At 67.9% G+C, this 13636-nt stretch carries 13 protein-coding genes; 3 read left to right on the forward strand and 10 right to left on the reverse strand.

Annotated elements, in window-relative coordinates; translation table 11 throughout:
* Positions 1–52 precede the first annotated feature (52 nt).
* From V3B64_RS10265 to prmB, 8 genes are all read right to left on the reverse strand, one after another.
* A complete protein-coding gene (locus tag V3B64_RS10265) occupies positions 53–709 on the reverse strand; it encodes a phosphoribosylanthranilate isomerase (RefSeq protein WP_019660598.1) in 657 nt (218 codons plus the stop codon).
* Complete coding sequence (gene truA / locus V3B64_RS10270) at positions 706–1476, reverse strand: tRNA pseudouridine(38-40) synthase TruA (protein WP_049398724.1); 771 nt, start codon at positions 1474–1476, stop codon at positions 706–708. The genes V3B64_RS10265 and truA overlap by 4 nt, the downstream gene beginning before the upstream one ends.
* Before the next feature lie 32 nt (positions 1477–1508).
* Positions 1509–1871, reverse strand: coding sequence for a VOC family protein (locus V3B64_RS10275; protein WP_032128247.1), 363 nt, complete (start codon positions 1869–1871; stop codon positions 1509–1511).
* A gap of 26 nt (positions 1872–1897) precedes the next feature.
* Positions 1898–3961, reverse strand: coding sequence for a FimV/HubP family polar landmark protein (locus tag V3B64_RS10280; RefSeq protein ID WP_329914095.1), 2064 nt, complete (start codon positions 3959–3961; stop codon positions 1898–1900).
* A 148-nt stretch (positions 3962–4109) separates the two neighbouring features.
* The gene (locus V3B64_RS10285; RefSeq protein ID WP_012511725.1) at positions 4110–5138 is read right to left on the reverse strand and encodes an aspartate-semialdehyde dehydrogenase; all 1029 of its coding nucleotides are present in this window, start codon (positions 5136–5138) and stop codon (positions 4110–4112) included.
* Positions 5139–5230: 92 nt separating this feature from the next.
* Positions 5231–6268 carry a D-glycerate dehydrogenase gene (locus tag V3B64_RS10290; RefSeq protein ID WP_049460694.1) on the reverse strand — a complete coding sequence of 346 codons (1038 nt, stop codon included), beginning with the start codon at positions 6266–6268 and terminating at the stop codon, positions 5231–5233.
* The gene (aroC, locus tag V3B64_RS10295) at positions 6261–7364 is read right to left on the reverse strand and encodes a chorismate synthase (protein ID WP_032128244.1); all 1104 of its coding nucleotides are present in this window, start codon (positions 7362–7364) and stop codon (positions 6261–6263) included. Before aroC ends, V3B64_RS10290 begins: the two co-directional genes overlap by 8 nt.
* On the reverse strand, positions 7361–8290 hold the full coding sequence (prmB, locus tag V3B64_RS10300; RefSeq protein WP_032128243.1) for a 50S ribosomal protein L3 N(5)-glutamine methyltransferase: 930 nt from the start codon (positions 8288–8290) through the stop codon (positions 7361–7363). Before prmB ends, aroC begins: the two co-directional genes overlap by 4 nt.
* 122 nt (positions 8291–8412) lie before the next feature.
* On the opposite strand from prmB, the gene V3B64_RS10305 reads away from it, so the two are divergent.
* Both V3B64_RS10305 and asd read left to right on the forward strand, forming a co-directional pair.
* Positions 8413–9063 (forward strand): SCO family protein, encoded by a 651-nt coding sequence (locus tag V3B64_RS10305; RefSeq protein ID WP_006381470.1) that lies wholly within the window; start codon positions 8413–8415, stop codon positions 9061–9063.
* Positions 9060–9902: an archaetidylserine decarboxylase gene (gene asd / locus V3B64_RS10310; protein ID WP_006381472.1), complete on the forward strand. Its 843-nt coding sequence runs from the start codon at positions 9060–9062 to the stop codon at positions 9900–9902. The genes V3B64_RS10305 and asd overlap by 4 nt, the downstream gene beginning before the upstream one ends.
* Positions 9903–10014: 112 nt before the next feature.
* On the opposite strand, the gene V3B64_RS10315 is transcribed toward asd, so the two are convergent.
* Together V3B64_RS10315 and V3B64_RS10320 are read right to left on the reverse strand one after the other, a co-directional pair.
* The gene (locus V3B64_RS10315) at positions 10015–10362 is read right to left on the reverse strand and encodes a ribonuclease E inhibitor RraB (RefSeq protein WP_032128242.1); all 348 of its coding nucleotides are present in this window, start codon (positions 10360–10362) and stop codon (positions 10015–10017) included.
* A 24-nt stretch (positions 10363–10386) separates the two neighbouring features.
* Entirely contained in the window at positions 10387–11991 is a 1605-nt protein-coding gene (locus V3B64_RS10320; protein ID WP_071228772.1) for a transglycosylase SLT domain-containing protein, read from the reverse strand.
* Positions 11992–12113: 122 nt separating this feature from the next.
* On the opposite strand from V3B64_RS10320, the gene V3B64_RS10325 reads away from it, so the two are divergent.
* Positions 12114–13619, forward strand: coding sequence for a helicase HerA-like domain-containing protein (locus V3B64_RS10325; RefSeq protein WP_279912817.1), 1506 nt, complete (start codon positions 12114–12116; stop codon positions 13617–13619).
* The last annotated feature ends 17 nt before the right edge of the window (positions 13620–13636 follow it).

Raw genomic sequence — 13636 nt, forward strand, 5'->3', positions numbered from 1 at the left:
CGGAATGCACCGTCGACGATGACATTCCGGGTGACCCCTCAGGTGACGCGGATCACTCCAGAACGGTGCAATCCGCGCGACGCACTTCTTCGACGAAGGTGCGCATCTTGTAGCCGTCCTTGATGCCCGGCTCCAGCTCGATACCGCTGGAGACGTCCACGCCCCACGGCAGCGTCGCCAGCACGGCATCGTAGACGTTCTCAGGGTTCAGGCCACCGGCCAGCAGGAACGGCCGGTGCAACCCGGTCGGAACGCGGCCCCAGTCGAACGCCACGCCAGTGCCGCCACCGCCACCCGGGGCGTGGCTGTCGAACAGGAAGCCGGCAGCGCTGGGGTAGCGCAGCTGCAGGGTGCGGGCGTTGACCTCTTCACGGCCGCCCATGGCGATCGCCTTCAGGTACGGCATGTTGAAGCTGCGGCAGAAGCTTTCGTCTTCCTCACCATGGAACTGCAGCAGGGTCGGACGTACCGTACGCAGCACCTCGCGCACTTCCTCCTTGCTGTTGTTGCGGAACAGCGCCACCACGTCGACCATCGGCGCGATCGCCTGGCGCATCGCGCGGGCCTCGGCCGGTGCAACCCGGCGGCTGCTCTCGCGGGCAAAGATGAAACCCACTGCGTCCACGCCCAGCTCACCGGCCAGGCGGACGTCGCCGGCACGGGTCATTCCACAGAACTTGATGCGCGTACGGTAGTAGGAACGGCTCATAGCGTGACCTCGGCGGGCAGATGCCAGTTGTCGGGGTACAGGGGCCCAAGGAACACCAGGCCCTGCGGCGGTGCGGTGGGACCAGCTACGGTGCGGTCGCGCCCGGCCAGCAGTTCGGCGATCCATTCCACCGGTTTTTCGCCGCTGCCCACCAGGATCAACGATCCGACGATATTGCGGACCATGTGATGAAGAAATGCATTGCCACGTACTGCGACTTCAATCACTTCGCCATGACGGCTGACCTGCAGCGACTGCAGTTCACGCCGCGCATGCAGCGCCTGGCACTGCACCGAACGGAACGCGCTGAAGTCGTTCTCACCAAGCAATGCCTGGCCGGCGGCATGCATCAGGGTCTCGTCCAGCGCACGGCGCTCCCAGCTCAGGGTCTGCCGGTCCAGCGCCGGCCGTACCTCGCGGTTGAGCAGCCGATAGCGATAGCGGCGCGCACGCGCGGAGAAGCGGGCGTGGAAATCATCGGCTACCGGCACGCACCAGCGCACCGCGATCGAGCGCGGCAGGCGGGTGGTGGTGCCGAGCATCCAGGCGCGCGGATCGCGCACCACGTCGGTATCGAAATGCACGACCTGGCACTGACCATGCACGCCGGCATCGGTGCGGCCGGCGCAGACCACCTGCAGCGGCGCATCAGCCACCGATGACAGGGCCTGCTCGAGGCTGGCCTGCACGCTGGGACCACCCTCGCCCAGGTTCTGCCAGCCCCTGAAATCGCTGCCGTCGTACTCGACGCCAAGCGCATAACGCATGTGCTACCTCGATGTTGCGGATGGGGCGGCGCTCAGGCCGGATCGCGTTCGGACCAGACCGCCAGTTCGTTGCCACCGGGCTCGACGAACTGGAAGCGGCTGCCACCGGGGAAAGAAAACACCGCGCGCACGATCTCGCCGCCGGCGTCGCGCACGGCGGCCTCGACCGGTGCCAGTGCGTCGGCATACAGCACCAGCAGCGGTGCACCGCTGTCGCTGGCCCGCTGCGGCTGGCCACGGAAGAAGCCGCCCTGCAGGCGGCCATCGTCGAACGCCGTGTAGTCGCTGCCGTAGTCGACGAACGACCAGCCGAACACCTTCTCGAAGAAGGCACGGCTGGCAGCCGGGTCGCTGGACGCGAATTCAACGTAGTCGATGCGGCGTTCGCGGCTCATGGCAAGGTCCTTGTCGGCAGATTCGGTCACGGCAGGCGGGCCAGCAGTTCGCGGGCCTGGGCCTGGCTGTGCAGGTCACCGCCTTCGGCGACTTCCAGCAACAGCGTGTGCGCCGTCTGCGCGTCGCCCAGATCGAGGTAGGCAATGGCCAGTTCCAGGCGCTCCTGGCCGGCACGTGGCGACCAGCCGGCGTCGCCGGCAGGCGCGGCCGCGCTCGACGCGATGTCGTCGGAATGAGAGGCCTCGATGCTGCCATGGTCGATGCCGTCGATGGCTTCGGGATGAGCGGCATCCGCCGGCGCCTCGTTGTCATGCGCGTCGGCCGGCAGATCGAACACGCCGCGGAACTGCGGCTGCTGTTCGGCATGCAGTGCGTAGTCCGGCACCGCCACTTCGGCCGGCGCCTGCGGTACAACGCGTTCGTCCTGCAGCGGCACGGCGACGACAGCCTCGTCGGCGGTGGTTGCGGAATCGTCCCAGCGCGGCAGATCGGTCACCGCTTCGGGCAAGGCCACCGCGTCCTCGTCGCGCAGCGTGTCGGCCTGCCAGTCGGCCCGTACCGCGTGCTCGACGACGGGTTCGGCGACCACTACGTCGTGCACTTCGGTTTCGGTCGCCCAGTCGGGCATCGCCGGTTCCTGGCGGCCGTTGCCGGCAACAGCCGATGACCACGAGGACTGCTCGGCCAGCGTATCCAGCGCCGCACCCGCCGGCAACGCTGCGGCCAGGCCGGCAGCATCGTCTTCCTCACGCAGCGGCGGCAGCGGCGGCAGCGGCGACGGCTTGCGACGACGCAGCAGCCAGGCGGCGCCCGCCGCCAGCAGCAGCACCGGCAGCCCCAGCCAGTACCACGGCGTTGCCGCATCGCGGGCATCCGGTGCCTGCGCCAGGCGCTGCTGCGCGGCGGCCAGATCGTTGTCCTTCATCGCGATCAGCGACTGCTGCTGTTCCTTGAGCTTTTCCAGGTCGGCCACGCGCTGCTTCAGCTCGCCGATCTCGGCATCGCGGGTGGCGATGTCCTCACGCGCCTGGCGCAGTTGTTCGTTGCCCAGCATGTCACCCTCGCTGCCGGCAGCGGTGCCGGTGGTTGTGCCCGCGTGCGCGGCGTCGGACGCCAGCGCCGGAGCGATCTCAAGTCGTGCCCCATTGGCCGCAGCCGGGGAAGAAGCGTTCGTGGCTGCCGCCTTGGCAACCGGTGCGGCCATGCCCACCGGTTGCGGCACGGTACGTGCCTGCCGCCATTGCGCGGCATGCTCGCGCACGAGCGTCGTCGCTTCGGCAGCGTCGACCGCAGCAAGCGCATCACTGCCGGGCATGCGCAGCACCGCACCCTGCTTGAGCAGGTTGACGTTGCCGCGGATGAAGGCTTCGGGATTGGCACGCAGCAGGGCGATCATCGCGCGGTCGCGACTGACCTGGTTGCCACGTGCCACCGCACTGGCGATCTCCGACAGGGTCTGCCCGCGCTGCACGGTGATGCTGCCATCGGCCGCCGGTGCAGCAACTGGCGCGGAGGCCGCACGCGGGCGTGCCGGTGCTGGCGCCACCGCTGGCGGCGGCGTCGTGGGCGTCTCTGCTGCTGGCACCGAAGCCGGTGCAGGTTCACGCACGATGGTATTGGAGAGCGTACCGGCCGGCGCGACGATTTCCGGCTCGGCCACGGCCAACGCACTGGGCGGCGCATCGACCAGTGCCGAGTACTCACGCACCAGGCGGCCCTGGCCCCAGTCGGCTTCGATCAGGAAGCTGAGCGACGGCGTCTCCACCGGCGCCTGCGAGGTGACGCGCACCACCGCCCTGCCCTGCGTGTCGCGGGTCAGTTCGAACTGCAGTTCACTGACCAGTCCGGTTGGCCGCTGCAGGCCGACACGTTCGAAGGTGACCGGTGAGGCCAGCGCCACGCGCAGGTTTTCCAGTTCGGACGGGTCCGCCGAGACCACCGGGATTTCGGCCAGCAGGGGCTGGCCCGGCTTGGACAGGACCCGGATGTCGCCCAACCCCAGGGCAAGCGCCGAACTGCTGGCCAGGGCGAGCAGTGCGGCGGACAGATAGGTGAGCGGGCGCTTTGCGCCCTTGGCCCGTTTATTCATGGGCGACACTATAAAGCGTGCGGACCGGGGTCCGCACCCACCGATGGGAGACCTTCGGTAGTGCCGGCCGCTGGCCGGCATACACGCACGCCCCCATCACGGCAATACCGGCCAGCGGCCGGCACGACCGGGGGGGCGCCCCCTGGGATCAGCGCTGCTCGGCGGCGACCAGCTCGGCCAGCTGCACGGCATTCAACGCCGCGCCCTTGCGCACGTTGTCCGACACGATCCACAGGTTCAGGCCGCGCGGGTGCGACAGGTCCTCACGGATGCGGCCGACGTACACCGCGTCGGTGCCCGACGCATGCGTGACCGGGGTCGGGTAACCACCGGCTTCGTGACGATCGACCACTTCGATGCCCGGCGACTGCTCCAGCAGCGCGCGTGCTTCGGCCACGGTGACCTTATCGCGGGTCTCGATCGCGACCGACTCGGAGTGGCCGTAGAACACCGGCACGCGCACCGCAGTCGGGTTCACCAGGATGCTGTCGTCGCCGAGGATCTTGCGGGTCTCCCAGATCAGCTTCATCTCTTCCTTGGTGAAGCCGTTGTCCTGGAAGTCGTCGATGTGCGGGATCAGGTTGAAGGCGATCTGCACCGGGAAACGCTGCGGATCGATTTCCTGGAAGCTCAGCAGCTGGCCGGTCTGCTTGCCCAGCTCCTCGGTTGCCGAACGGCCACCGCCGGACACCGACTGGTAGGTGGAGACGTTGATGCGCTCGATGCCGTACTTGCGGTGCAGCGGCGCCAGTGCCACCAGCATCTGCATGGTCGAGCAGTTCGGGTTGGCGATGATGCCGCGCGGACGGTTGGCGACCTGCTCCGGGTTGACCTCGGACACCACCAGCGGCACGTCATCGTCGTAACGGAAGGCCGAGGAGTTGTCGATCACCACTGCACCCGCTGCGGCGAACTTCGGTGCGTATTCCTTCGACACGCTGCCGCCGGCCGAGAACAGGGCGATCTCGACGCCGCTCGGATCGAAGGTGGCCAGGTCCTGGACCTTGACCTTCTGGCCGTTGAACTCGATCTCGCCGCCGGCCGAACGCTCGGAAGCGAGAACGCTCAGGGTGCCGACCGGGAAATCACGCTCGGCCAGGATCGACAACATGGTCTCGCCGACCGCACCGGTGGCACCGACGACGGCGACGTGGAAACTGCGCTGTGCATTGCTCATGGGGGAAACTCTCACAAAAACGGGGATGGGGAAAAAACACGCACGACAGCTGGGTTCGGGGAACCTCCTCAAGCGGGGCGCGCGGAGGTTCCCTATCGTTTCCCGGTTTTTTTGCCCAGAGTCACGCGCGCCGCCATCGCCGCGTCAGCGTTGATCGCGCTCGGCATGCGCGACGGGCCGCCGTCCAGGCCGAGCCCGGCAACCAGATTATCCACGGCCAGCTGTACCATCGCCGTGCGCGTGGCCAGCGAGGCGCTGCCGATGTGCGGAGTGAGCACGACGTTGCGCAGCGCCAGCAGTTCGGGGCGTACCTTTGGCTCGCCTTCGTACACATCCAGACCCGCTGCAGCAAGGCGGCCGTTGGCCAGCGCATCGGCCAGCGCGATCTCATCGACCAGGCCGCCGCGGGCGATGTTCACCAGCGTCGCCGACGGCTTCATCTTCGCCAGTGCGGCGGCATCGATCAGGTGATGCGAGGCCGGGGTATACGGCAGCACCAGCAGCAGGTGATCGGCCTGCGCCAGCAGCGTGTCCAGGTCCACATAACGGGCCCCCACCTCCGCTTCGATCGCGGCCGGAAGCTGCGAACGGTTGTGGTACAGCACCTTCATGCCGAAACCATGCGCGCCGCGGCGGGCGATGCCCTGGCCGATGCGGCCCATGCCGAGGATACCCAGCGTGCTGCCGTGGATGTCGGCACCGAGCATGGTCTGGAACGACCACTGCTGCCACTGGCCTTCGCGCAGCCAGCGCTCGGATTCAGTGATGCGGCGCGCGGTGGCCATCAACAGAGCGAAACCGAGATCGGCGGTGGTTTCAGTCAGGACGTCCGGGGTATTGCTGGCGAGGATGCCGGCCGCGCTGAGCGCGTCGACGTCCAGGTTGTTGTAGCCGACACCGACATTGGCGATCACCTGCAGCTGCGCGGCATCGGCCACCTGTGCTGCGCCGATGCGCTCGTTGAGGGTGATGATGGCGCCGTCGGCGCTGGCCAGCTGTTCGGCGATCTGGTCGGGCGACCACGCGGTGACGGTGTCGGTGCTGCGCAGCTGCACGCGATCGCGCAGCGGCGCGATGGCCGCGTCGATCAGCGGCTGGCTCACCCACACGGTCGGCCGCGTGTCAGCCATCGATCTGCCCGGGAATACGCGGGGTGATCGTGCCGACATCGCCGCACTGCGCGCGATGACGCAGCGCCTGGTCCATCAGCACCATCGCCACCATCGCCTCGGCGATCGGGGTGGCGCGGATACCGACGCAGGGATCGTGGCGACCGGTGGTGACGACCTCCACCACGTTGCCGGCCGTGTCCAGCGACGGGCCGGGCAGGCGCAGGCTGGAAGTCGGCTTGAGCACGATCGAGGCGACCACCGGCTGGCCGGTGGAAATGCCACCGAGGATGCCGCCGGCATGGTTGCTGGCGAAGCCCTGCGGGGTCAGCAGGTCGCGGTGTTCGGTGCCCTTCTGTGCGGCGCTGGCGAAACCGTCGCCGATCTCAACGCCCTTCACCGCGTTGATGCTCATCAGTGCGGCAGCCAGTTCGCCATCGAGCTTGCCGTAGATCGGCTCGCCCCAGCCTGGCGGCACGTTGTCGGCCACCACGTCCACGCGCGCACCGACCGAATCACCGGACTTGCGCAACGCATCCATGTACGCCTCCAGTTCCGGCACCTGTGCGGCGTGCGGCCAGAAGAAGGGATTGTCTTCCACCGCCGACCAGTCGAAACCGGCCGGGGTGATCTCGCCCAGCTGCGACAGGTAGCCGCGCACGGTCACGCCGAAGCGCTCGGCCAGCCATTTCTTGGCGACTACGCCGGCGGCCACGCGCATGGTGGTCTCGCGCGCGGAAGAACGGCCGCCACCGCGCGGGTCGCGGATGCCGTACTTGTGCCAGTAGCTGTAGTCGGCATGGCCCGGCCGGAACTGCTGGCCGATGTTGGCGTAGTCCTTGCTGCGCTGGTCGGTGTTGCGGATCAGCAGGGCGATCGGCGTGCCGGTGGTCAGGCCCTCGTACACGCCGGACAGGATCTCGACCTCGTCCGCCTCGCGGCGCGCTGAGGTGTGCCGGCTCTTGCCGGTAGCGCGACGCTGCAGGTCGTGGGCGAATTCGGCCGCGTCCAGCGCCAGCCCCGGAGGGCAGCCATCGATCACGCAGCCGATGGCCGGCCCGTGCGACTCGCCGAACGTGGTGACGGTGAACAGCTTGCCGAACGAATTGGAACTCACGGGCGCTGCGCCGCCAACTCGGTGATGCGCGCGCTGTGGGCGATCAGCTCGCGGCATTCGACCGCGAAGATGCCCATCTGGCCGACCTTGAATTCGATCCAGGCGAAGTCGACTTCCGGCAGCAGCTTGATCAGGTGCTGCTCGGACTCGCCCACTTCACAGATCAGCAGACCGTCTTCGCTCAGGTGCAGCGGCGCATCGCGCAGGATCTTCAGCACCAGGTCCAGGCCGTCGTCGCCGGCACGCAGGCCCATCTCCGGCTCGTAGGAGTATTCCTGCGGCAGGGCATCGGTCTCGTCGTTGGTGACGTACGGGGGGTTGGTGACGATCAGGTCGTAGTGGCGACCGGTCAGGCCGTTGAACAGGTCCGACTTGAGCAGGGTCACGTTGTGCGCCTGCAGGCGTTCCTTGTTTTCCTCGGCCAGCGACAGCGCGTCGTCGCTCAGGTCGACACCGTCCACTTCCCAGTTCGGGTAATAGTGGCCCATGGCGATGGCGATGCAGCCCGAACCGGTGCACAGGTCCAGCGCACGGCTGACATCGCGGCCGGCCAACCACGGCTCGAAGCCGCACTCGATCAGTTCAGCGATCGGCGAGCGCGGCACCAGGGCGCGCTTGTCGCTCTTGAAGCTCAGACCGGCGAACCAGGCCTCACCGGTCAGGTAGGCGGCCGGGATGCGTTCGTCGATGCGACGCTGGAACAGTTCCAGCACACGCACCTTCTCTTCCTGCAGCAGACGCGCCTGGCCGTAGGCCGGGCCCAGATCGTGCGGCAGGTGCAGGCTGTGCAGCACCAGCTGGGTGGCCTCATCCAGCGCGTTGTCGTAGCTGTGCCCGAAGGTCAGCCCGGCTTCGTTGAAACGGCTGGTGCCGTAGCGGATCAGATCGATGATCGTGTGGAGTTCGGCGGCCGTTTCAGCGGTCATGGCGGTACTGCGGGCAAAGTGGCCCTCGATTATAGGGGCTGGCGCCCGCGGCGGCATCCGTTGCGGCAGAAACGATCGGGCCGCAGCCGGTATGATGGAGCCCACTTCGCGCGGGGGCTCCCATGTTCAATCGCAACGCCGGCATCATCCTGCTGATCGCCCTGGCGGCGGGTCTCGGCCTGCTGGCCGCCCAGCAGGTGTTCGCGCCGAAGCCGCCGGCCAATGCCCCGGCCACCGAAGCGATCACGCTGTACCCGCAGCCGCGCGAACTGCCCGACTTCAATCTCGCCCAGTCCGACGGCACCCGCCTGATCCCGGGCGAACTGAAGGGTCACTGGACCCTGGTGTTCCTGGGCTTCACCTTCTGCCCGGACGTCTGCCCGACCACCCTGGCCGAGCTGGCCGGCGCGCAGAACCAGTGGGAGGCCCTGCCCGACAGCCTGCGCCCGCGCGTGCTGTTCATCTCGGTCGACCCGGACCGTGACAGCGCCACCCGCCTCGGCGAGTACGTGCACGGCTTCCACAAGGACACCCTGGCCGCCACCGCCGATGTGCCCTCGCTGGAGCGCTTCGCCACCTCGCTGGGCTTCGTGTTCCAGAAGGTGCCGGGCAAGCATTTCGACGAGAACCCCGAGGATTACACCGTCGAGCATTCGGCCAGCCTGGCCGTGCTCGACCCGCAGGGCCGCCTTGCCGGCCTGGTGCGGCCCCCGTTCAACGCGCCGGCCATTGCCCGCGACCTGCAGAAGCTGACCGAGAAAACCGCCCCATGAGCCTCACCACCGCCCTGACGTACGCCCTGCCCCACCGCCTGCTGTCCTCGATGGCGCGTTCGCTGGCGTACTCGGACGATCCGCGCGTGTCGCGCTGGCTGATCGACACGGTCACCCGCAAGTTCAACGTCAATCTGGACGAAGCGGCCAACCCGGACCCGCGCAGCTATGCCACCTTCAACCAGTTCTTCACCCGTGCACTGAAGCCGGGCGCGCGCGTGGCCGATGCCGATCCGCGCAGCCTGGTGATGCCGGCCGACGGCCGCATCAGCCAGCTCGGCAGGATCGAGGCCGGCCGCATCTTCCAGGCCAAGGGCCAGTCGTTCACCGCCGCCGAACTGCTGGGCAGTGACGAGGACGCCAAGCCGTACAACGACGGCCTGTACGCCACCGTGTACCTGTCGCCGCGCGACTACCATCGCGTGCACATGCCGTGGACCGGCACCCTGCGCGAAACCGTGCACGTGCCGGGCCGCCTGTTCAGCGTCGGCCCGGCCGCCGTCAACGGCGTGCCGCGCCTGTTCGCGCGCAACGAACGCCTGGTCTGCCATTTCGACACCAGCTTCGGCCCGATGGTCAGCGTGATGGTCGGTGCGCTGCTGGTGTCCGGCGTGGAAACCGTGTGGAGCGGCGAAGAAATTCCGGCCTACGGTGACCGCATCACCCGCAAGGACTACCGCGGCCAGGGCATCCAGCTGGAGCGTTTCGCCGAGATGGCGCGCTTCAACTACGGCTCGACCGTGATCGTGCTGCTGCCGCCGGGCGTAGCCGAGTTCGCCCCGCAGCTGGGCGCCGAAAGCCCGGTGCAGCTGGGCCAGGCGCTGGCGAAGCTGCGCTGACAAAAAGGGGACGGAGGGGATTAAGTCGTTTATGCATAAACGACTTAATCCCCTCCGTCCCCTTTTTCCACAACGGAATGCCGGCCAGCGGCCGGCACTACCGATACGCGCGCTACTGCAGGGCTGGGGCCGGGCCGACGTCCATGCCGTCGTAGTCTTCCACGCCCTTTTCCGCGGCCAGCGCAGCGAATTCCTGGTTGCGGCGGTCCAGCGAGGCTTCGTCGTGGATCTCCACACGCTCCACGTGCAGCACGTGGAACGGCGCGTCGCCCTCTTCCGGCTCCTGCTCGAACAGTTCCACGAAGGTGTAGCCCTGCGCCTGCAGGTGCTCTGCCAGTGCCTGCAACGGCTCAGCAGTGGAGTGCACGAAGAAGTACCCCCACAGCAACGGGCCGTTGATGTCCCAGTCGGTGTTTTCGCGGAGGTTGGCGAACAGGTTGCGGGTGTCTTCGAGATCCATGTGGGTTCCAGAGGTCGTGGGGGATTACTTGTCGCAGCCCTGCAGCTTCAGCGTCTGGCCGTGGCGCAGGCTGTAGGCCGGGGCCTTCAGGCCGTTGGCGCGGGCCAGGGTCGGCACGTCGCACTGGAACTTCGCGGCAATTGCGCCCAGGGTCTCACCCCGGCCCACCTTGTGGCTGCGCACCGGCTTCGGCCGTGCCGCCGGGCGCGGCGTGGCTACCGGAGCGACCGGTGTGGTCGGCACGCTGGTGGAGGCCGCGGCGTCGGCCACCGGCACCACGCCGCCCACGGCCACGCTGCCGGTGTAGCTGGCGGCGGTCGGGCGCTTGATCGCCGCGTTCAGATCGGCGGTGATCAGGGTGCGGGCCAGGTCGGCACGCGGGCCACTGACGCAGTTGCGCTGGTACAGGCCGGCAATGCGGGTGGTGGCGTTGATCAGCGTGCCGGCCGGAATCCAGCCATCGGCCTCATAGCGCGGGTTGAGATTGCGCAGCGCGCGCATGTAGCCATCACGGGTGCCGTGGCTGCCCAGGCAGATGGTCAGTTCGTAGATGGTGGTGGACTTGGCCAGGCGCAGCGTGGCCGGCTGCGCACTGATCTTCGGCAGCTCCACACCGTACTGCTGCGGGTGCAGGAAGATCCAGGCCGCGGCGATCACCATCGGCACGTAGTCCTTGGTTTCACCGGGGAACTGGTTGTAGACGCTGTCGGTCCAGAAACTCTGGCCACCGCTCTGCTTGAACACGCGCGCGGCGCGGCCTTCGCCACCGTTGTAGGCGGCCACCGACATTTCCACGTTGTTGTTCAGTTCGCGCAGGCGCTCGTTGAGATAACTGGCGCTGGCCTCGGCGGCACTGCGTGCGTCAAAGCGCGTGTCGAAGCCGGTGCCGTCCGGGCCCAGGCCGAAGCGGCGGCCGGTGGCCGGCATGAACTGCATCAGCCCGGCGGCGCCGGCACGCGAGGAGGCATGCACACGGCCGTTGGACTCCTTGGCCATGATGCCGAACAGCAGCGCCTCCGGCAGACCACGCTTTTCCCACTCCGGCCACATCACCGCGCGCAGGTTCTGGTAGTTCTCGTAGCTGGTCAGCAGCGCCGGGCGCATGTCGGTCAACCAGCGGCGGATGCCGGCCTGCACGGCGGGGTTGTACTCGACCATGGTGTCGAAGGCATGTCGCTTGTCGTTGAGCAGCGCTGCAGCGCGCGCGGCCTCCGGCACGTCGGCGGTAAGCGGGCCGATATGGTCGGGGTCGGCTTCCAGGCGGTCACCCCCCTCATCGGCCACGTCATCGCTGGCAGCGGCATCAGCATCATGCTTGAGCAGGCGCTTGTAGCTGGCCAGCAGGGTGCCCATCTGGCAGCCCTTCTGCTTCACGCAGTCGTTGAGGACATCTTCCATGTCCTCCAGCGCGGCGTCCGCCTCGTTGCTGCCCTTGGGGTCGGCATTGGCGACCAGCAGCAGCGCATCGCTGTAGCGCTTCTCGGCGGCGGTCATGCGCTGCTGCAGCGCATCCACCTTCACCTTGTCCCGGGCCGAAACCCGCTGCGCATGGGCGTCGGGCGCCAGGGAAACCAGGCCGGCCAGGGCCAGCAGCGGCCAACCGCGGGAAATCAGGACAGGAACGGGCATTGATGGCACTGTGTGCGAAACAGGCAGGCAGAGTAGCGGCGCCGCCAAGGTCCGGGCAAGCCGACCTTCGGCCCGTCACCGCCGGCGGTTAACATTGGGCTATTCACCACAAGGGCTGGACCATGGATCCGATTCTGCTCGGCAAAGGCATCACCGACGATATTGCCGTCACCCTGCTGCCGAAACTCGGCAACCGCCACGGTCTGGTGGCCGGCGCCACCGGTACCGGCAAGACCGTGACCTTGATGACCCTGGCCGAGGGCTTCTCACGGCTGGGCGTGCCGGTGTTCCTGGCCGATGTGAAGGGCGATGTGTCCGGCCTGGCCGTGCCCGGCACCGGTGCCGAGAACCTGCTCAAGCGCGCCGCCGAGATCGGCGTGGCCGACTACGCGCCGGCCGCCAGCCCGACCATTTTCTGGGACCTGTACGGCAAGCTCGGGCACCCGGTGCGCACCACGGTCAGCGAAATGGGCCCGACCCTGCTGGCACGCATCCTCGAGTTGAACGACACCCAGGCCGGGGTGCTCGATATCGTATTCAAGCTGGCCGACGATCGCGGCCTGCTGCTGCTGGACATGGACGATCTGCGCGCCCTGCTCGGCCTGGTTGCCGAGGAACGCAAGGACATCTCCACCGAGTACGGTCTGGTCAGCGCGCAGTCCATCGCTGCGATCCAGCGCTCGGTGTTGCGCCTGGCACAGGATGGCGGCGAGAACTTCTTCGGCGAACCGGCCTTGGAACTGGCCGACATCATGCGGGTCAATCACGACGGCCGCGGCGTGATCGGCATCCTCGCCGCCGACCAGCTGGTGCTCAAGCCCAAGTTGTATTCCACCTTCCTGCTGTGGCTGCTGTCGGAGCTGTTCGAGCAGCTGCCGGAGGTGGGCGACCTGGACAAGCCGAAGCTGGTCTTCATCTTCGACGAGGCCCACCTGCTGTTCGACGACGCACCGGCCTCACTGGTGCAGCGCATCGAGCAGGTGGTGCGCCTGATCCGCTCCAAGGGCGTGGGCGTGTATTTCTGCTCGCAGTTCCCCGACGACGTACCGGGCAACATCCTCGGCCAGCTCGGCAACCGCGTACAGCACGCACTGCGTGCGTTCACCCCGCGCGACCAGAAGGCGGTGAAGACCGCTGCCGAGACCTTCGTGCCGAATCCGAAGCTGGACGTGGCCAAGGTACTCAGTCAGCTCGGCACCGGCGAAGCACTGGTCTCCACGCTGCAGGACAAGGGCGTGCCGATGCCGGTGCAGCAGACGATGATCGCACCGCCGCGCTGCCGGATGGGGCCGATCACCGAGGCCGAGCGCGCCCAGGTGCGTGCCGGCAGCCCGGTCGGCAGCCGCTACGACACCGCGATCAACCGCGAATCGGCCGCCGAGCTGCTGGCCCAGCGTGCGCAGAAAACAGTCGAGCAGGCGCAGGCTCCCGCCGCCCGCAGCCGCGAGCAGGACGAAGCGCAGGAAGGCGGTTTCGGCCAGGCGATCAAGGATGCGATCTTCGGCACCAAGCGACGCCAGGGCATGATCGAAACCATGGCCAAGCAGACCACGCGCACCGTCGGCACCAAGCTGGGCAACCAGATCGTGCGCGGCCTGCTGGGCGGCATCTTCGGCGGCAAGCGCTGACCTGCCCTCCCGGGGTC

Source organism: Stenotrophomonas sp. SMYL86, assembly GCF_036320025.1.
In the GTDB taxonomy this organism is placed as follows: domain Bacteria; phylum Pseudomonadota; class Gammaproteobacteria; order Xanthomonadales; family Xanthomonadaceae; genus Stenotrophomonas; species Stenotrophomonas maltophilia_A.